Annotated in this window: 1 protein-coding gene (cut by a window edge); it reads right to left on the reverse strand. The window is 74.3% G+C overall.

All coding sequences use genetic code 11. The features are described 5' to 3' along the window. Positions 1-19,946: the 5' portion of an amino acid adenylation domain-containing protein gene (locus ACH4U7_RS22100; RefSeq protein ID WP_398529565.1), read on the reverse strand. It extends 3,415 nt beyond the left edge of the window; 19,946 of the gene's 23,361 nt are visible here — the first part of the coding sequence; its start codon is at positions 19,944-19,946; the stop codon falls past the left edge of the window. Between the last annotated feature and the right edge of the window lie 585 nt (positions 19,947-20,531).

A 20,531-nucleotide genomic window follows, 5' to 3' on the forward strand; every position in this document is an offset into this window, starting at 1 on the left:
AGCGTGGCCGGGGTGTACCCGGCGTCCTCGATGGCCTCCCAGCAGGTCCGCAGGAACCACCGCTCCTGCGGGTCGGTGATCTCCGCTTCGGGACGGGAGATCCGGAAGAAGTCGGCGTCGAACCGGTCGACGTCGTCGAGGAACCCGCCCCAGCGGGACATCCGCCCCCCGTCGGGGGTCCGCCAGCGTTCGGCGGGCACCTCCCCGACGCTGTCCCGGCCCGCCTTGAGGTTGTCCCAGAAGGCCGCCAGGTCCGGCGCGCCGGGGTAGTGCCCGGCCATGCCGACGATCGCGAACCGCTCGGCGCCCGGCGCCGGCAGCCGGCGCCGGTTCAGCCTCGGCCGCTCCAGCGGCCGCCGGGTGGCGCCGCTGACGCTGCCGGCGGCCAGGACGGCGTGGGCGTTGGTGCCGCCGTCCGCGAAGCTGGAGACGGCGGCGACCGGGGGCGCGTCCGGGGCGTCCGACGCGTCCGACGCGTCCGGCCAGGGGGTCAGCTCGCGCTCGAACCTGAGCGGTGTGGCGCCCATGTCGAAGTGATCCAGCGGCCGCTGACCGCTCAGGAACGGCACGATCTGGCGGTTGCGCAGCATCAGCACGGTCTTGATGACCCCGGCGATGCCCTCCGCGCACTGCGGGTGGCCGATGTTCGGTTTGACCGACCCCAGGCTGCACGGTGTGTCGGAGCCGTTTCGGTAGACGGCCTGGATCGCCTTCAGCTCGATCAGGTCGGGGACGGCCGACCCGGCCGCGTTGGTCTCGATGTACGTCACGTCGTCGGCGTCGACCCCGGCGCGGGCCAGCGCGGTGGCCATGACCCGCTGCTGCGCTGCCGGGTTCGGGGTGGCCGGTCCGGCGGTGCGGCCGTCGTTGTTGACCGCCACCGCCTTGATCACGGCGTGCACCTGGTCGCCGTCCGCCTCGGCGGCGGCCAGTGGCTTCAGCAGCAGCACGCCGACGCCCTCGGCGGGCGTGAAACCGCGGGCCCGCCGGTCGAAGACGTGGAACTCCGGCTCCTGGTTCAGCAGCCCGCGCTGGTCGAACAGCCGGTGTCCGCTCTCGTCCGGCAGCAGACCGATCCCGGCCACCACGGCCGCCTCGGCGTCACCGGCCCGGATGGCCTGGACAGCATGGTGCATCGCGACCAGCGCCGAGGAGCACGCGGTGTCCACGACGGTGCTCGGGCCACGCAGGTCGAAGTAGTGGGACAGGTTGGCGGCCAGGTAGTTCTGGCCGATCGCGACCACCGGGTTGCGGCTGCGGGCCAGGGCGTGCTCGCCCGGGTCGTGCCGGGTGCGGCCGCCCACGTACACGCCGATGTCGCGACCCTTGAGCTCCTCGGGGGCGTATCCGGCGTCGGCGAACGCGAACAGCGTCTCCTCCAGCAGCAGCAGCGCCTGTGGGTCCATGGCGGCGGCGTCGCTGTCGGAGAGGTGGAAGTAGCCGGGGTCGAACCCGTCGATGTCGATCAGGCCCGCGCGATACCCGGTCGCCCGTCCCCAGCGCCGGGCGGGCACCGGGGCGATCGCGGAGCGGCCCTCGCTGAGCAGCCGCCAGTAGGCGTCCAGGTCCCCGGCGCCGGGGAAGCGGCCGGACATCCCGACGATCGCGACGGCGGACTCGTCGCCGGCCGTGCGCCCGGCCGTCGGCCGAGCCGCTGCCGGGGCCGCTGCCGGAGTCCCGGTGGGAACGGTCACGGTGGCGGCGGCGCGGGCGGGACGATCGAGGGCCGGTACGGCGGCTCGCACGGACGCCGCCTCCCCTTCCGTACCGAAGGCCGCTTCCGTACCGAAGGCCGCTGCCAGGGCCTGGCCGTGGCTTTCGGCCAGCCAGCCGACGAAGGACTCCACCGTGGGCTGTTCCGTCAGCACGGACGGATCGAGCTCGACGCCCAGTCGGCCGCCGACCTGCCGCAGGAGCTGCACCATCATGATCGAGTCGGTTCCGTAGTCGGCGATGGGCACATCGGCCGCGAGCCGGTCGCGCTCGAAGCCCAACTGCCCGGCCAGCAGGGCGAGCAGCCAGGACTCGGCCTCCCGCACGGCGGTCCCGGCCACCTCGCCGCGGGCGGACGGCCCGGTGAGGGGGGCGGGGGCGGCGGGCCGGGCCGGGGCCTGGGCCCTGCGGACCCGCAGGGCCTCCGGCGTCCACTGCGCGGGGACGATCGCGGGCAGCACCACCGGGCCGGCCCCGGTGGACAGGATGTGGTCGAGCAGCCGCAGCCCCTCGGTCTCGGAGAGTTCGCCGAGCCCGGTGGCCAGATAGCCGGGGCCGGGCCGCTCGGTGCCCATGCCGGTGTCACGCCAGCTGGGCCAGGCCACGCTCACCAGGGGCAGTCCGTGCGGCTTTCGCCTGGCCACGGTGTCCAGGTGGGCGTTCGCCATCGCGTAGTCGCTCTGGCCGACCGCGGCGGCCGGGACCGCCGAGGCGACCGACGAGAACAGCACGAAGAACCGCACCGGATCAGCCGCCACCGCGTCCACCAGCGCGTCCGCACCGGAGGTCTTCGGCGCCAGCACCGCGCGCACCGCATCGACCGGCTTGGTGACGAACGCGAGGTGGTCCCGGTCCACCAGTCCGGCGGCGTGCAGCACACCGCCGATCGGCCCCAGCTCGCGCCGGACGCCGGCCACCGCCTCGCGCACGGCGGCCGGGTCCTCGCCCAGGGGCAGCGACAGCACCCGGAGCCGAACCCCGTCCCGCTCCAGCTCTCGCAGCCCGTGCAGCTTGCGGCCCAGCACCGTGTCCGGACCGTGGCGGTGCCACTCCTCGCGCGGGGGCAGCTGCTCGCGGCCGGTGAGCACCAGGGTGCGGGCCCCCCACTGAGCCACGGCGTGGCGGGCGAGCGCCAGGCCGATGCCCCGGGTGCCGCCGGTGATCAGCAGCGCCTCGTCGGCCGGGAAGCGGACCGGAGCGCCGGTGCCGACCGGCAGCTCGGCGAGGCGGGCCCGGTGCCGCACCCCGTCCAGGTAGCTGACCTCGGCGTCCTCGCCCCCGTCGGCCAGCTCCCGGGCGACCAGGCCGGGCAGCTCGGGGTCGGCGGGATCCGCCTCCAGATAGCGGGACCTGACGCGGCCGTACTCGTGTCGCAGCATCCGGTAGAGCCCGGCCCGGGCGTCCCCCGCCCCCACGCCCAGCAGCAGGGCCTCGCGCCCGGCCATCCGTTGCACGGCCGGCAGCCATGCGTCGAGTGCCAGTCCGCCCAGGTCGACCAGTGCGTCGAAGCGGTCGTCCAGGTCCGCCGCCGAGGCGACCGACGTCGCGTCGGGCAGGGCCTCGGCGAGCCGCCGGGCCGCGGGCCCGGCGCCGAGCACCGCCACCGCCGTGGGGCGCCGTCCGTCAGTGGCCCGTGCCGGCTCCCACTTTCGGGCCAGCAGCCGGGTACCGGCAGGCGCCGGGACCTCGACCGGCCGCTGCGCGGCGAACACCTCGCCGAACGCGTCCGGCGCCGCAACGGGCCGCCACACCGCCCCGAAGCCGCTGTCGCCCAGCACCTCCTCCCAGCGGGCGCCGGTGAGGATGGGCGCCCCGGGGGTGCGGACCTCCTCGTCGTCGTACAGCCACCAGCCGTCGAGCAGCCCGAACGTCAGCGTCAGGGCCGCGGACTTGCGGGTGATCTCGTTGATCACCAGGACCCCGCCCGGGCGCAGCGCGGCGGCCAGGTTGCGCAGGACCAGCCGGATGTCCCGGGTGGCGTGCAGCACGTTGGTGGCCACGATCACATCGCAGCCGCCGCCGGTCAGCCGCTCGCCAGCGTCCGGCTGCTCCACGTTCCACCGGCCGTAGCGCAGATACGGACGTCCGGCCCCGAAGCGGCGCTCGGCCTGGTCCAGGAAGGCCGGGGAGAGGTCGGTGTACCAGTACTCCAGCCGCTCCGCGTGTGCGTCGAGCCGGGGCAGCACCACGGCGGTCGTGCCCCCGGTGCCCGCGCCCACCTCGGCCAACCGGACCGTCGCGGAGGGGTCTTCGGCCAGGCGGTCGCGCACCGCCGCCGCGGCCACCTCGGCCACCACCTCGTTGAGCCGGTCCGCGACCGGGTTGCCCTGGTACACCGCGGTCAGCTTGGCCATGGAGCCGCCGGGGAACAGCACGTCGGTGGCGGGCAGTCGGCCGGACAGGATGTCGGGCAGCCGGTCCACGCACTCGCCCACCAGGGAGAGCTGCGCGTCCCAGTAGGGGTCGGCGGCGAAGCGCTCGCGCGCCTCCTCCCACGTGGGGCCGCCGGCCGCCGGCCCGGCGCTCGGCTCCAGGACGCCGTCGCGCAGCCGGGCCAGGCCCGCAGCGTCGAGCAGCCGGGCGGCCTCCTCCAGCCAGCGCCGGTACTTGTCCACGACGGACAGCCGGTCGGCCAGCCCGGTCAGCGACTCGCCGCGGCCTTCGGCGAACGCGCCGGACTCGCGCAGCCGCGCCAGCACCCGGGCGGCGATGAGGCGGTCGAGTCCGTCCGCCGTGAGGCCGGTCGGGGCGGGGGCGGGCGGGATGCGCGTGGCCGCCTCGACCCGGCTCAGCCCGCTCGGCAGACCGGGCCGGGCCGGTGCGGGGCTCTCGGCCGGTGCCGGTGCGTCGAGCGGTACGAACACGTCCGGATACCGCTCGGCGAGGTGGGCGGCCAACTCACGGATGGTGGTGTACTCGAACAGGAGCGTCGGGTCCAGCTCCCGGCCCACCTCGCGGTGCAGCTCTTCGGCCAGTTCCAGCACCTGCACGGAGTCGATCCCGAGTTCGTAGTACCCGGCGTCGACCGGGATCGCCTCGGGCTCGCGGCCCAGGTGACGGGCCACCAGCCGGCGAAGCCGGTCCTGGACTCCGTCGGCCGCGCCGGGCCGGGGTCCCGGCGCGGCGGCAGGCCCGGTGGCGGGCTCGGCGGCAGGCTCGGCGGCCGGGGCGGTCCGTACGGCCTTGCTGGACAGCCCGGAAAGCTCGGCCACCTGCCGGCCGGTCTCGTCGAAGAAGTCCACGGAGAGCCGGACGAGTTCACCGCGCCGTCCCACCGAGGAGCGCCGCACCCGGGCCGTCGAACTCCCGGTCAGCGGGCCCGTGGTACGGAACGAGGCCACGTGCAGCGGCAGGAACGCCTGACCGCCGGTGTCCAGCAGGGAGCCTGCCGCGACCGCGCCGCCGAGCAGCAGGGCCGGGTGCACCAGGTGGTCGCCGGGCGCCGCGGTGAGTTCGGCGACCAGCTGTTCCGGGTCGGTCCACAGCAGGCCCTCGGCCCGTGCCGCGCCGCTGTACTGCTGGCCGTTGTCTCCGTCCCGCTGATAGATCTCGGCCAGCGTCCGCGGGGCGCCCTGCGGCCGGCTCAGGGCCAGCCGGTCCGCGAAGGCGGGCGCGCCGGTCAGCTCGACCTCGGCCCTGGCGTACGGCTCGCCGTCGGCGACGGTGACCTGCCAGCGGCCGGGCCCCGAGACGGTGCCCCGGATCTCCACGGTCACCGGCCCGTCCGTCACATCCAGCGGTCGCAGCGCGGTCAGATCACGGAACGTCAGCTCTCCGAGGGGGTGGCCGTGGTCGCGGAAGACGCCCGCGACGAGGTCGAAGTAGCCCAGCGCGGGCAGCAGGGACCGGCCCTGCACCCGGTGTCCGGCGATGACCGGCGTGTCGGCCGAGAGCAGCACCTCGCCCCGCAGGTCGCGGTCCCGGGCGGGCGCGGGCTTGCGCACCGCGTCGGCGGCGGGCAGCCAGCAGCGCTCACGGGAGAACGGGTAGCCGGGCAGCGGAATCCGCGGGCCGCCGCCGGCCCACTCGACCTTCGCGCCGCGCACCCAGGCCGCGGCCATTGCGTGGGGGGTACGGTCCGCGGGCGGTGCGGCAGAGCGGGCGGCGGTGCCGGTCAGGACCCGGGGCGAGCCGCCGGACAGATGGCGTTCGAGTTCGCCCGCCAGGTCCTCGACGTCCTCGAAGACCACGGCCAGCCGGCGCGCCAGCGGCTCGCGGGTCTGCAGGGTCCGGGCGAGCGCCGCGGGGTGCGCGTGGCGCCCCTCGCCGCGCAGGTACTCGGCCGTCCGCGCGGTGTGCTCGGCCAGCCGCGCCTCGTCACGGGCGGAGAGCGCGCACACATAGGGCGGCGGGGCTTCCTCGGGGCTCGGGCTGGACGACACGTACTCCTCCAGGATCACGTGGGCGTTGCTGCCGCCCGCCCCGAACGCGCTGATCCCGGCGGTGCGGGGCAGCGGCCGGCCGGCCGGGTCGACCCGCGGGGTCCACTCGGTCAGCTCGCGCTGCACCCGGAACGGGGTGGCGTCCAGGTCGAGGTTGGGGTTGAGCCGTTCGGCGTGCAGCGAGGGCACCAGCTCCCGGTGGCGCAGTTGGAGCAGCACCTTGGTGAGCGCCGCGATGCCCGCCGCCGACTCGGCGTGGCCGATGTTCGACTTCACCGAGCCGAGCGGGATGCGCACGCCGTCCAGGTCGTGACCCTGGAAGCCGCGCAGCAGCCCGGTGATCTCGACCGGGTCGCCGAGCGAGGTGCCGGTACCGTGCGCCTCCAGGTAATCCAGGTCCGCGGGGGCGAGACCGGCCCGGTCCAGGGCCTGGCCGATCAGCACCCCCTGGGCCTTGGGGTTGGGCACGCTGAAGCCCTTGCCGGCCCCGCCGTGGTTGACCGCGGTGGACCTGATCACGGCCAGGATGCGGTCGCCGTCCGCCTCGGCCGCCGAGCGGCGCTTGAGCAGCACCGCGCCGACCCCCTCGGCGGGCACATAGCCGTCGCCGCCCGCGCCGAAGCTGCGGCACCTGCCGTCGCTGGACAGGAAGCCGCCCTTGGCGAGCTGGAGGTACTTCACAGGGTGGCTGGAGACGTTGACGCCGCCGGCCACCGCCGCCTCGCAGTCCCCGTCCCGGATCGCCTGGCAGGCGAGGTGGAGGGCGGTGAGCGAGGACGAGCACATGGTGTCCAGGGCGATGCTCGGCCCGTCGAAGTCGAAGAAGTACGACACCCGGTTGGCCACCGAGGCGTACGAGGACGAGGTGGCCGCGCCGACCCCGCGCAGCGCCTCGTCGACCCCGTACAGCTGGTAGTGGCCGTACATCAGGCCGACGAAGACCCCGGTGCGGACCCGGGACAGCGCGGCCCGGGAGGTGCCGGCGTCCTCCAGCAGATGCCACACGGTCTGCAGGAAGAGCCGCTCCTGCGGGTCGATGTGCTCTGCCTCCACCTGGGACATGCGGAAGAACATCGGGTCGAAGGAGGTGACGTCGGAGAGCCAGCCGCCCCACTTGGCGTAGGTCTTGCCCGGGGCGTCGCGGTCCGGGTCATAGAACCGGTCGTGGTCCCAGCGGTCCTCGGGGACCTCCTCGACGCAGTCCCGGCCCTCCCGCAGATTGCGCCAGAACTGCCCGAGGTCGTCGGCCTGCGGATAGCGTCCGGCCACCCCGACGATCACGATCTCGTCCTCGGCGGGGGTGGGCGCGGGCGCGGGCGCCGGGGCGGGCACGACCCGGGTGGTCGCGGTGGCCGCGGTCACCGCGCTCGCGGGCACGGCGCTCGCGGGCACGGCTGCGTTGGCGACGGCCGACGGCTGGGGTTCGTCCTGGCGCCTCGGGCCGATGAGTTCCCGCAGCGTCTCACCGTGCTGCTCGACCAGGAACTCGGCGAGCTCGGCGACGGTCAGGTACTCGAAGAACAGCGTCTTGGACAGCGGGCCGAAGTGCCGCTCCAGCTCGCGGGTGAGGCTGAGCACCAGCAGCGAGTCGATGCCGTAGTGCTCGAAGGACTCGTCCGCGGCGATGTCGTCGGCCGCCATCTTCAGCTCGGCGGCCAGCAGCCCGCGCAGGAACTCCTCGGCGGGGCCGCGCAGATCGCCGGCCGGGTCCCCATCCGCCGGTGCGGTCTCGCGCGCCGGCCGCGGCGCCGGGTCCGGGGCGTCGGCGGGCGCGGCGGGGCGCCGCAGAAGCGCCTCCTCGATGCGGCCGCGGTCGCCCGCGGTCAGCAGGACGTGGGAGGCCCCGCTCGCCAGCGCGCCTTCCAGCGCGTCGAGGGCGGCCTCGGTCGGCAGCGGTTCCATGCCGTACGCGCGCCGCATCGCCTGCCGCGCCTCGGCGTCGATGGTCATCCCGCCGTCGCGCCACAGCGACCAGTCGACCGCAAGGCCCCGGCCGGGCTGCCGCCGCTCCAGGTAGTGGGCGAGGAAGCTGTTGGCGAAGGCGTAGTCGGTCTGCCCGACGTTGCCGAACACCGCGGCGGTCGAGCCGAAGGCGACGAAGTAGTCGAGCTGGTCCCGCCTGGTCGCCTCGTCGAGCAGGACCAGGCCGCGCACCTTGGGCGCGAGCACCGCGTCGGCGTCCGCCCCGCTCTTGTGCAGCGCCAGCGAGTCCCGCAGCGCCCCGGCCGCGTGCACGATGCCCGCGATGCGTCCGAACCTGCGCCGGGCCTCGCGCACCACCCGCTCGACGTCGTCCCGCACACCGACGTCGGCCTGGAGGTACAGCCAGCCCTCCGGCGTGTCCTCGGCCGGCTCCGAGCGGCCGACCAGCACGACGCCCGCGCCGGGGTGCCGGGCGATCCGGTGGGCGACCAGACGGGCCAGCTTGCCCGAGCCCCCGGTGACGATGTGCGCCCCGTCCCGGGCCAGCGGTGACGCCCCGGCCGCGGGCAGCGTCAGCGGCCGCCAGCCGCGGACCGTACGCCCTGCCCCGTCGACCCGCAGCTCCGGCTCGCCGCCGCGGAGTTCGGCGAGCACCAGGCGGGCCAAGTCGGCGGCGGACGCGGACGCGGCACCGGTGTGGGCGAGCACGGTCATCCGGATCCCGGGGTGCTCCTGCCCGATCGAGCGCGCGAAGCCGTCCAGCGCGGCGTGTGCCGCCCCCGCCGCCCCGGGCTCGTCGCCGTGGACGTACAGATAGCGCAGCGGCCCGCCGCGTCCGGCGATCCGGGCCCGGCACACCTCCAGCGCGGTGTGGAAGCCGCCGTGGAGGGCTTCGTCGAGCCCGCCCCGGGGGGCGAGGTGGACGAGGTGCGAGGCCGCGCCCGGGTCGCCGACGCGGACGCTCAGCCCGGGTGCCAGCCGCAGGAGTTCACCGCGCAGCTCCGCCGCCCGCCCGTCGCCGGTGTCCATGACGGCCAGCAGCTCCACCTCGGCGGCCGCCCCGGCGCCGGGGTCGGCCTCGTCGTCGCTGTTGTCCTTGTTGTCCTTGTCAGCCTGGTCGTGGGTTTCTCGCCACACCGGCTCGAAGGCATGCACACCCGACTCGGGCCGGGACACGGCGCGCAGGGTGAACCGCTCGATCCGGGCGACCACGGTGCCGTCCTCGGCGGTCAGGGCGATGTCGAAGACCTGCCCGTCGGCGCGCCGCTGCACCACCGTGACATGCGCGTAACAGACCTCCGGCAGCTCGGCGCGCAGCGCCACGGACCCGATCGAGTACGGCAGGTGCGGCACCGAGCCGGACACCAGCCAGCCCGCGGTCTGCAACGCGCCGTCCAGCAGCGACGGGTGGAAACGGTGGTCGCCGACGTCCGGGCGGCGCAGCCGGGCCAGGGCCTCGGCGTCGGCGAGCGCCAGCTCCTCGATCACGCGGAAGCTCGGCCCGTACCGGAAGCCCAGGCTCTCGAAGTAGTCATAGGCCTCCTGCCGGCTCCTGGTGCGCGAGCACCGGCTCCGTACGGCGGCCAGGTCGATCCGCTCCGCCGCCGCGTCCGCCTCACCCGCCTGCTCGAACACGAGCGTTCCGCGGGCGTGCGGGTGTTCCCCGGCGATGTCGAACGCGCCGGAAGGGGCCACCGCGACGCGCAGGTCGTGGCACTGCCCGGGGGCGAGGGCGACGGGTGCGGCCCAGACGACGTCGTCGATGCGCCGGACCCGGGCGGCGCCGTGTGCCCGCTCGCCCGCCAGCCGGGCCATCTCCAGATACACCACGCCGGGCAGGACGCGCTCCTCGCCGACCACGTGATCGGCGAGGAAGAACTCGGCCCCGGTCAGCCGCTTGGCGAAGGCGGACTCGCCGAAGGTCGACACGTTCTCGTCCAGCAGCGCGGCCCGACCGCTCCCGGCCGTGGATTCGACCCAGTGCCGGGTCCGTTCGAACGGGTAGGCCGGCAGCCCGATCCGGCGGGCGGGCGGCAGCCCGGACCAGTCGGACCAGCCAGACCAGTCGAGGTTCGCGCCCTCGGCCCACAGCTGGGCCAGCGCCTCCAGGTCGCGCTCGGCGCACAGCGCCCGCACGTACTCCCGCCAGGCGGCGCCGCGCGAGGTCGCGTCGCGCCGCGGTCCGGCGGGCACCCGGCCGGTCAGCGCCCCGGGCTCGGTCCGGCCCCCGGCGTGGGCGTCCAGGTGGTCCAGCAGTTCGGCGCGGCCGCGGGCGACGAAGGCGAGCCGGTGTTCCATCGGCTCGCGGCCCATGCGCAGGGTGTGGGCGACGTCGGCCGGGGCGGGCCGCTCGGCGCGGACGAACGCGGCCAGCCGCCGCGCCTGCTCCCGCAGCGCGCGTCCGGTCCTGGCGGACAGCACGAACAGCTGCCCGTCAGGACCGGACGCACGACGCCCATGGTCCGTCCCGGTGAGGGCGGGCTCCGCCTCCTCGATCACCACGTGCGCGTTGGCGCCACCGAAGCCGAAGGAGCTCACCCCCGCCCGGCGGGGCAGTGCGGTGCCGTCCACGGCCACGGGGGCCGGCCAGGAGCGGGTGGAGTCCACGATCTCGAACGGGCTGCCGGACAGCTCCAGATAGGGGTTGGGCTCGTGGAAGTGCAGGCTGGCCGGGAGGGTGCGGTGGCGCAGCGCGAGGACCACCTTCAGCAGCCCGGCGATGCCCGCGGCGGCCTCCAGGTGCCCGATGTTGGTCTTCACCGAGCCGATCCCGCAGCGCGGCCCGCCGGCCTCGGCGCCCGGCTCCGCGTCCCCGTACAACTCGGCGAACGCCTGCTTCAGGGCACCGAACTCGATCGGGTCGCCCAGGGCCGTCCCGGTGCCGTGCGCCTCGATGTAGCCGACCGTCCGGGGGTCGATACCCGCCGCCCGGTACGCCTCGACCAGCAGCTCGGTCTGCGCGTTCGGGTTCGGGGAGGTGAGCGAGGTGGTGCGGCCCCCGTGGCCGACGGCGGTCGCCTTGATCACGGCGGCCACCGGGTCGCCGTCCCGGCGGGCCGCCGCGTGGTCGCGCAGCACCACGACGCCCACGCCCTCACCGCGCACATAGCCGTTGGCTGCGGCGTCGAACGCCTTGCAGCGCCCGTCCTCGCTGAGCATCTCGCCCTGGCTGAGCGCCGCGTAAAGACCGGGGTCCAGGATCAGGCTGACCCCACCCGCGATCGCCAGGTCGCAGCTGCCGTCGCGCAGCGCGGCGACCGCCTGGTGCACGGCGGTCAGCGAGCTCGAGCAGGCGGTGTCCACCGCCACGCTGGGGCCGCGCAGGTCGAGGAGATAGGAGATCCGGTTCGGGATGATCGACTGCGCGGCGCCGGTCAGGGTGTGCGCGTCGACCGCTCGCCCGGCGGCCCGCTGGACCTCGGGATAGTCGGAGTTGGTGGTGCCGATGAACACCCCGACCCGCTTGCCCGCGAGGTCCGAGGCCCGGTAGCCCGCGTCCTCGATCGCCGACCACACCACCTCCAGCAGCAGCCGCTGCTGGGGGTCCATCAGCTCGGCCTCACGGGGCGAGATGGAGAAGAAGGCCGCGTCGAAGCGGTCCACGTCGGTGAGGAATCCGCCCCAGCGCGAGCGGGACTCGCCCGCGTGCGCGCGCCAGTCCCACCGGTCGGCGGGGATCTCGCCGACCAGGTCCCGGCCCTGCTCCAGGTGGTCCCAGAACTCCGCCAGGTCGGCCGAGCCGGGCAGCCGGCCGGCCATGCCGACGATCGCGATGTCCCCGGCCCCGCCGGGACGCCCGGGAGCCGACCACTCGGGCGCCGGCCGTACGGTCGACTCGGCGGCCCCGGCCCGGCCCGCGTCCGCGCGGACGTCCGCGCCCGTGTCGTACGCGGCAGGGTCCGCGGCCCCGCCGCCGGCCAGGTGGGCGGCCACCGCGGCGAGCGTCGGGAAGCGGTAGAACAGCGTCGGCAGCACCTCGATCCCGTACCGCTCGCCGATCCGCGTGCTGAGCGCGGTGAAGCTGACGGAGTTCATCCCCAGCTCGCCGAGCGGGGCGTCGGGGCGCACCTGCGACACATCGATGGCGAGGATGTCGGCGACCATCTGGGCCAGCTCGCCGGTGCCGACCGCCGGACGCCGCTCGGGGGCGGACGCCCCGCGCAGCTCGTCCAGGGGCGCGTCGGTCAGCCTGCCCCGGTCCACCTTCCCGTTGAGGGTCTGCGGCAGCGCCGGCAGCGCCACGAGGGCGTCCGGGACAAGGTGCGCGGGGAGGCGCCCGGCGAGCGCGTCCCGCGACGGCACGGTGGCGCCGTCCTCCAGCACCAGGAACGCGTAGAGGACGTTCTCGCCGCCGACCCGGCGCGCCACCACGACGGCCTCGCGCACCCCCGGCCGGCCGCGCAGCACCGACTCGACCTCGCCCGGCTCCACCCGGAAGCCGCGCACCTTCACCTGGGCGTCGAGCCTGCCCAGATACTCGACGCGGCCGTCGGAGAGGGTCCGCACCAGGTCACCGGTGCGGTAGCGGCGGTCGCCTGCCATGGTGACGAACCGCTGCGCGGTCAGCTCCGGGCGGCCCAGATAGCCGGTGGCCAGGCCCGTGCCCCCGATGTACAGCTCGCCGGGGACACCGGCCGGCACCGGCCTGCCATGGGTGTCGAGGACGTGCAGCTGGGTGTTGTCGATCGGGTGGCCGATGGTGACCCGGTCGCCCGGTGCCAGCCGGCAGACGGTGGACCAGATGGTGGTCTCGGTCGGCCCGAACATGTTCCACACCTGGCCGGCGCGGGCGAGCAGCTCCTGTGCGGTGTCCTGGTCGAGCGCCTCGCCACCGCACAGGACCTTCAGCCCGCTGTTCCCCCGCCATCCGGCGGCGAGCAGCATCTTCCAGGTGGCGGGGGTGGCCTGGACGACGGTGGCCCGGCCGGCCTCCAGCAGGCGGCGCAGCAGGACGCCGTCCCGGGCGATGTGGGTGGGCACGATCTCCACCCGGCCGCCGGTGATCAGCGGCAGGAACAGCTCCAGTCCGGCGATGTCGAAGCAGACCGTGGTGAGCGCGAGCAGATGGTCGTCGGCCGTGAACCCCGGCTCCTCGGCCATCGACAGCAGGAGGTTGGTCAGGGCCCGGTGCGGGACCTGGACGCCCTTGGGGCGGCCGGTGGAGCCCGAGGTGTAGATGACGTACGCGGGGTCGTCGGGGGTCGCGGCGGACTTTGCCGGCCGGCCGTCCACGGCCGGGGAGGGGGCGTCCCCCGGCGCGTCGAGCAGCAGGACTTCGGTGCCGAGGTCGGCCCGCGCCGAGGACTGGGTGACCAGCAGGCACAGCCCGGCGTCCTCGGCCATGTAACGCAGCCGCTCGGCGGGGTAGTCCGGGTCGAGCGGTACGTACGCACCGCCGGCCGCGAGCACGCCGAGCAGGGCCACCAGCATGTCGTGGGAGCGGTGAACCAGCACGCCGACGGTGCGGCCGGGGGCGACTCCGCGCCACCTGAGCCGGTCGGCCAGCCGCTCGACGCGCTCCATGAGCTGCCGGTAGGTCAGCTCGGTGTCCGGGTCGGACACCGCGATGGCGTCGGGGGTGCGGCGGGCCTGCTCGGCGAGCAGTTGGGGCAGGGTGCGGCCGTCGTGCACGGCCCGGACAGGGCCTGGGGGCGCCTGGTGGGCCGTGGCCTGCTCGCCGCCGGCCCGCCGGGTCAGCCGGTGGAGGGGGGCACCCGGCTCGGCCAGCGCCGCGTCGAGCAGCTGGGCGAACCGCTCACCGAGCCGGCGCACGGTGTCCTCGTCGAACAGGTCCGGGTTGTACTTGAGGCAGTACCGGGCGCCCTCGGGCTCCTCGACCACCTCCAGGGTGATGTCGAACTCGCCCTCCTGGTGCACCCCGGGGAACACGCCGGCCACCGGGGCGGTGTCGCCGCCGTCCTTGACCCAGTTCTGGAAGTAGAACGCGGTGTCGAACAGGCGGCCCGGGGCGCGGAGCTCCTGCACCAGCGTCAGCAGCGGGTAGTCGCTGTGCTCCAGGGCCTCGAGGACGGTGTCCCGCACGCCGCGCAGCAGGGTCCTGAAGTCCTGCTCGGGGTCGAGGTCGTGCTTGAGCACGACCATGTTCATGAAGTAGCCGAGCACATCGGCGTATTGGGGCGACGGGCGCCCGGCGACGGGCGTGCCGACCAGGACCCGGTCCCCGGGGGCGTAGCCGTGCAGCAGCGTGACGTAGGCGGCGAGCAGCACACAGAACAGCGAGGTGCCCTCGTCGTCGGCCAGCCGCCCGGCCGCCTCGATCGGGCCCGCCTCCAGGCGGCCTTCGAGGGAGGCCCCCCGGTAGCTGGGCACGACGGGGCGCGGGCGGTCCAGCGGGAGGCGCAGCGCGGGCAGCTCTCCGGCCAGCTGCCGCAGCCAGTACGCGCGCAGCCGCTCGCCGCGCTCCGAGGCCAGCAGGTCCTGCTGTTCGCGTACGAAGTCGGCGAAGGTCACCTTGGGCGCGCCGGTCGGCGGGGACTGCCGGTAGAACGCGGACAGCTCGCGCAGGAAGACCGGGATGGACACGCCGTCGAAGACGATGTGGTGGAAGGTGAGCAGCAGGACGTGGCGGCCGTCGGCCAGGCCGAACAGCGTGGCCCGCAGCAGCGGCCCGGCGGCGAGGTCGAAGGGCTCGCGCAGGCAGGCCCGGGCCGCCTCGCGCACCGCGTCCATGTCCCCGGTGGAGCTGGTGTCCAGCCGCCGCTCGGTGAACGCGAGCTCCCGGCCCGGGTCGACCACCTGCCGTTCGCCGACCACGCGGGCCCGCAGCTGGGGGTGGCGGTCGACCATGGACCGCAGCGCCGCGCGCAGGGCGGCCACGTCGACGTCCGGGTCCAGCCAGAAGGCGAGGGGCAGGTTGTAGGCGTAGTTGCCCGGTGCGGTCCGTTCGATGACGCTCAGCGCCCGCTGACCCACCGAGAGCGGGAAGGACACCGGTTCCTGCCGGTGGGCCGATTCCTCGGGCGCGGGGGGCGCCGCGGCCGGGCCGGCTCCGTTCACCCCTTTCTCCGCGAGATGGTCGGTCAGGCCGCGCAGGGTGGGATGCTGGAGGAGGTCGCCCAGCCGTACCCGGACCCCCAGATCCTCCTCGATCACTCCGGCGATCCGCGTGCCGCTCAGGGAGTCGAAGCCGTACTCGGACAGCGGCCGGTCCGGGTCGAGCGGCTGATCCAGCTTCAGTGCCGCCTCGAAGATCGCGGCGAGCCGGGGCAGCAGCGGGGCGGCGGCGGTGTCGGGGTCCGCGACGGTGGCGTTGGCGGACTCCGGTCGTACGGCCGCGGCAGCCGCAGCGGACACGGCCGGGGCGGTGGCGGGCGCGGGGCGGGCGGCGTTCTCCCCGATGATCACGTGCTGGCCCAGCCGGGGGCCGCGGTCCAGCACCAGCGTGTCCGTGAAGCCCTCCTCGACCAGCAGCCGCTGCCAGGTGCCGGCGTGGGCCAGGGGCGCGTCCTTGATGCGCAGCTCGCCGTCGGCGAAGGCCCACCAGCCGTCCAGCACCCCGCCGGTGACGGTGATGCCGGCGCGGATCGCGGTCAGCTCGTTGAGCACCAGCCAGCCGCCCGGGCGCAGCAGCTCACGCGCCTTGCGCAGGGTCGCGCGGAGGTCGGAGGTGGCATGCACCACGTTGGTGGCCACCACGACATCCGCACTGCCCGGCTCGAACCCCTGCCCGGCCAGGCTCAGTTCCAGGTTCAGGGTGCGGAAGCGGGTGAACGGATAGCGCGCGCCGAACCGGCGCTCCGCGCTGTCCAGGAACTCCGGCGAGATGTCGGTGAAGACGTACTCGACCCGGTCGGCGTGTGCGGACAGCACCGGCAGCACCCGATCGGTGGTCGCCCCGGTGCCGGCCCCGAACTCGACCAGGCGCAGCCGCTGCCCGGCGCCGAGCGCGGGCAGGGCCGCGCGCGCGTGCTCGGCCACCGCCCGGGCGACCAGCTCATTGAAGGAGTCGGTGAGCGGATTGCCCCGGTAGAAGTCCTGGACCAGCTCCATCGAGCCGCCTGGGAACATGATCTCGGTGGCGACGACCTCGCCGCGCAGCACCTCCGGGTAGCTGCGCAGGAACAGCCGGGTCAGCGTCACGGTGGCCGCGATGTCCGGGTGGTCGGCGGCGATCCGGTCGAACTCGCCGTCCCAGCGGTGCGGGTCGCTCTCGTCCGGGGTGGACGCCACCTCGACCTCGTCGCCCCGGACGGTGAGGTGTCCGGCGTCGGCGAGGATGTTCAGCAGGGCCGAGTGCAGCCGGTGGTACTTGGGCACGATGCCGAGCCGGTCGGCGAGGCCGGACACGGTGTGCCGCTCGCCCGGCCGGAGCAGGGCGCCCATCCGCTGGTAGACGCCGAGCAGCACGGACTCGCACAGCGCGGTCAGCCGCTCATAGCCGGCCACCACCGCGTCGGCGCCCGCGCCGGCCGTGGCCGGCCGGCCGATCCGCTCGGCCAGCGCCGACCTGCGCAGCCCCATCGCCTCCAGGGCCCGCCGGTCCGCGCGGATGGGCATGACCTGTACGAGGGAACCGGCCAGCACCCGCTCCAGGGCGTCGAGCCCTTCACGTACGGAGAACTCGGCGACGCCGGTCTTCTGGAATATCTGCTGCAGGCCGGGCTGGGCACCGGATCCGGTCCGGCCCCAGTAGCCCCAGTTGATCACCCGTACGGGATAGGGGCGCTCGGTGGCGAGCAGCCGCCCGTAGGCGTCCTGGAAGGTGCTGGCGGCCACGTAGGCGGCGTTGCCCGCGGCGCTGACGTATGAGCCCACGGAGCTGAAGAACGCCAGGAAGTCCAGGGGTTCCCCGGCCACGGCGGCGGCCAGCGCGAGCGAGCCGTCGACCTTGGCGGCGATCGCGGCCCGCAGCTCGGGCTCGGTGAGTTCGGCGATGGTGCTGGTGTTGAACGTCATCGCGGCGTGGAACACGCCGTGCAGCGCGCCGAACCGCTGCTTGGTCTCCGCCACGGCCTCGCGCAGCGCGGCCGGGTCCGCGACGTCCGCCCGCAGGTGCAGCAGCCGGCCGCCGGCCTCCCGCACCCGCCGTGCGGTCTCTTGCTGTTCGGGGCCCAGCTCTCCGCGGCTGAGCCACACCAGGTTGGCCCCGTGCCGCGACGCGAGGTCCTCGGACAGGGCCTGGCCGATGCCCCCGGTCCCGCCGACCACCAGATAGGTCCCGCCGGTGCGGTAGGGGGAGCGCTCGGGCGCGGGCAGGGGGGCTGCGAGCAGCCGCCGTACGTGCCGGCGGCCGGCGCGTACCAGCACGGCCCGGCCGGCCGGGTGCGGGGGCTCGGCGAGCACCGCGGCGAGCGCCTGTTCGGGGTCGGTGTCCGAGACGTCCACGCAGGTGATGTCGAGGCCGGGGCACTCGGCGGCCATCACCTGAGCGAAGCCCAGGATCCCGGCCGCGTACGGGTTGTCCTCGTGCGCGCCCGCGGTGACGACGGTGAGCCGGCCCTGGGTGACGCGCGTCCGGAACAGCGCGAGCACGCCGTCCCGCAGCCCGTCGTCGGAGGTGTCCGGGAGTCGCGTGCCGCCGAGGTGGTAGAGGTGACCGACCGGCTCGGCGAGCAGGGCCTCGGGGTCGTCCCGGTCCAGGCGGAACAGCCGGGCCCCGGGGTGGTGGCGCAGCAGCGCCCGCGCCAGGGCGTCGGGCTCGCCGGGGGTCAGCACCGCCACCCGGTGCGGTTCGGAGGCGGGGGGTGCGGGGGCCGCCTGGTCCTCGGGGCACCAGATCGGCTCGTAGTAGCCCAGTTCGGGGCCGTTCGGCGGTACGGGCGGCCGGTCGGTGGGCGCGGGCTCCGGGTGGCGTAATGCTTCGGTGGTGGTCCGGCTGGTGGCGCGCGCCAGGACCGGGGCGGGTGCGGGGGCCGGTCCGGCGTGGCCGGCCGGGGACGGGATCCAGTAGCGCTTGCGGGCGAAGGGATAGGTGGGCAGGCCGATCCGGCGGGCGCCGGTGTCGGGCCAGTCGGCGGGGGCGCCCTCGGTCCACAGCCGGGCCGCGGTGCGCAGGTCGCCCTCGGCCAGGGCGCGCGCCAGCCGGTTCCCGGCGTCCCCGTCCCGCGATCGGCGGGTGCGGCTCGCGTCGTTCAGCTCGACGTCGGCCGCCTCGCCCGCCGCGACTGCCCGCAGCAGTTCGCGTACCCGGTCCAGACCGGTCGCGGGGAACGCCAGCCGGACGTCCAGCTCTTCCCGGCCGACCCGCAGCGTGTGGGCGACGTCGGCCAGTGCGGGGGCCGGTCCGTCGCCCGCCTCGCCCGCCAGGTCGCGCAGCGACATCTCCCCGGAGACGGTGTGGTCGAGCCCCAGTCGCTCGCTCAGCGCGACCAGTTCGGCCGCGCCGAACCCGTGGTCCACGAGGTCCAGGTCGGGGTCCAGGTCCTCCGGGCGCACCCGAAGCACCTCGGCGGCCGTCCGGGCGCACTCCATGAGGGACACGCCCGTGGCCGACCGCCGGCCGAGGAAGCCGGCCAGCTCGCCCGCGTAGGCCCGCAGCCGCTCCTCCGTGAGCGCGGAGAGCACGATCAGTTCGGCGTCCCCGCCGTCCCGGGTGCGGGGTCTGCTGTCCCGGTACTCCTCCACGACGAGATGCGCGTTCGCCCCGCCGCCGCCGAAGGAGCTGATTCCGGCGCGGCGCGGGAACTCCACCTCCCGGCCGTCGCGGTCGCGCAGTACGGGACGGGTCCAGGGTTCGGCCTCCTGCTGCACCCGGAACGGCGTCTTTGACAGGTCGATGTCCGGATTCAGCTCGGCCGAGTGCAGTGAGGGCGGAAGGACGCCGTGCTTCAGCTGCATCAGCACCTTGGCCAGGGCGGCGATGCCCGCGGCGGATTCCAAATGGCCGATATTCGACTTGAGCGAACCAATGGCGCAGCCTCCACCGCCCGCACCGGATACGGCACCGCTTTCGTCGCGGAAGGCCTCGCGCAGCCCGGCGATCTCGATCGGATCGCCGAGCGGAGTTCCCGTACCGTGCGCCTCCACATAGGTGACGGTCCGGGGGTCGACCTGCCCCCGCCGCATCGCCGCGCGGATCACCTCGGCCTGGGCCGTCGGGTTGGGCACGGTGTAACCGCTGGTTCTTCCGCCGGCGTTGATCGCCGAGCCCTTCAAAACCGCGTAGATTCGGTCACCGTCGGCCTCCGCCGCGCTCAGCGGCTTGAGCAGAACGGCACCCACACCCTCGCCGTCCACGAATCCGTCGGCGTCCGCGCCGAAGCTACGGCATTGGTCACCGTGCGAAATCATCTGGCGGTCGGCCAGCATCCGCAGATGCATCGGGTGCAGGATCAGGTTCACCCCGCCGGCCACCGCCACCCGGCACTCTCCGCGCCGCAGGCTTTCGCACGCCAGATGCACGGCGGTGAGCGAGGCCGAGCAGGCGCTGTCCACCGTGAGGCTCGGCCCGCGCAGATCGAGCACATACGACACCCGGTTGGCGATCGACCAGTGCGCGGAGCGCGCGTTGGTGTGCACCCCGAAGGCGCTGCTCTCCCCGGCCAGCCATTCGTAGTCGTTGTTCATGACGCCGGCGAAGACGCCCACCGGATTGCCCGCGCCGAGCCCGCGGGGCCGATATCCCGCGTCCTCGATGGTCGCCCACACCGTCTCCAGGAACAGCCGCTCCTGGGGGTCCATCTCCTCGGCGTCCGACGGCGAGATCTGGAAGAGCAGCGGGTCGAACTTGTCGACGTCCTCCAGCCAGCCGCCCCACTTGCTGTAGCTGCGCCCGCCCTGGCCGTCGGGGTGGTAGTGCTCGTCGATCCGCCATCGGTCGGCGGGCACCTCACGGACGCAGTTGCGGCCTTCGACGACGTTGCTCCACAGCTCGTCCGGGGTCCTCGCCGAAGGGAAACGCCCCGCCAGGCCGATGACCGCGATGTCTTCTCGCTCCGTCGCGATTCCGGGCGTGGCATGTTCCTGCACGGATGCCAGCAGTTTCAAAAGAAGAGCACGCTTGTCGTCCATAGGCCTTTGTCTCGTGGTCAAGGTGACTCATGGCTCGAACGTCTATTGCGGCACATGCAAAGCGCTGTTTCACGCGGCGGCACAGCGCACGACGGCACAGCTTGAGGATGAATTCTCCGGAAAGGAACGGAATACAAAAGCGAGAAGACTTCAGCCGAGCCCCCGTTAGCGTCACTGCCTGCGAACTACCCTGAGTAGTCGCTCCCCGTCAACTCCGATCGCCTTCGCAACGTAACACCAGACATGAAGACGCGGCAAGCGTTATTTGATCACCCGCACCGATGGATGCTCGGCGCCGGGGACACCTCCTGCCAGCCCCTATCCATATCCGATACTAACCCCCACTCATATCCGATTCGCCCTCAATGTGAAGTGTGGAAACAAGCTGCCAGAAACGCAGAAACCAACCCCGGACGGCCATCCAAATGGCGTCTGGTGCCCTCTGGAACACGCGTGATAAGGTCCGATACCAACGGGCTGATATGAGAAAATGGCGCCGCATTTGTGAGTCATCACACGTGGGGCCAGGGTGGCGATTTCTGA

The organism is Streptomyces sp. NPDC020845, assembly GCF_044334165.1.
GTDB lineage: Bacteria > Actinomycetota > Actinomycetes > Streptomycetales > Streptomycetaceae > Streptomyces.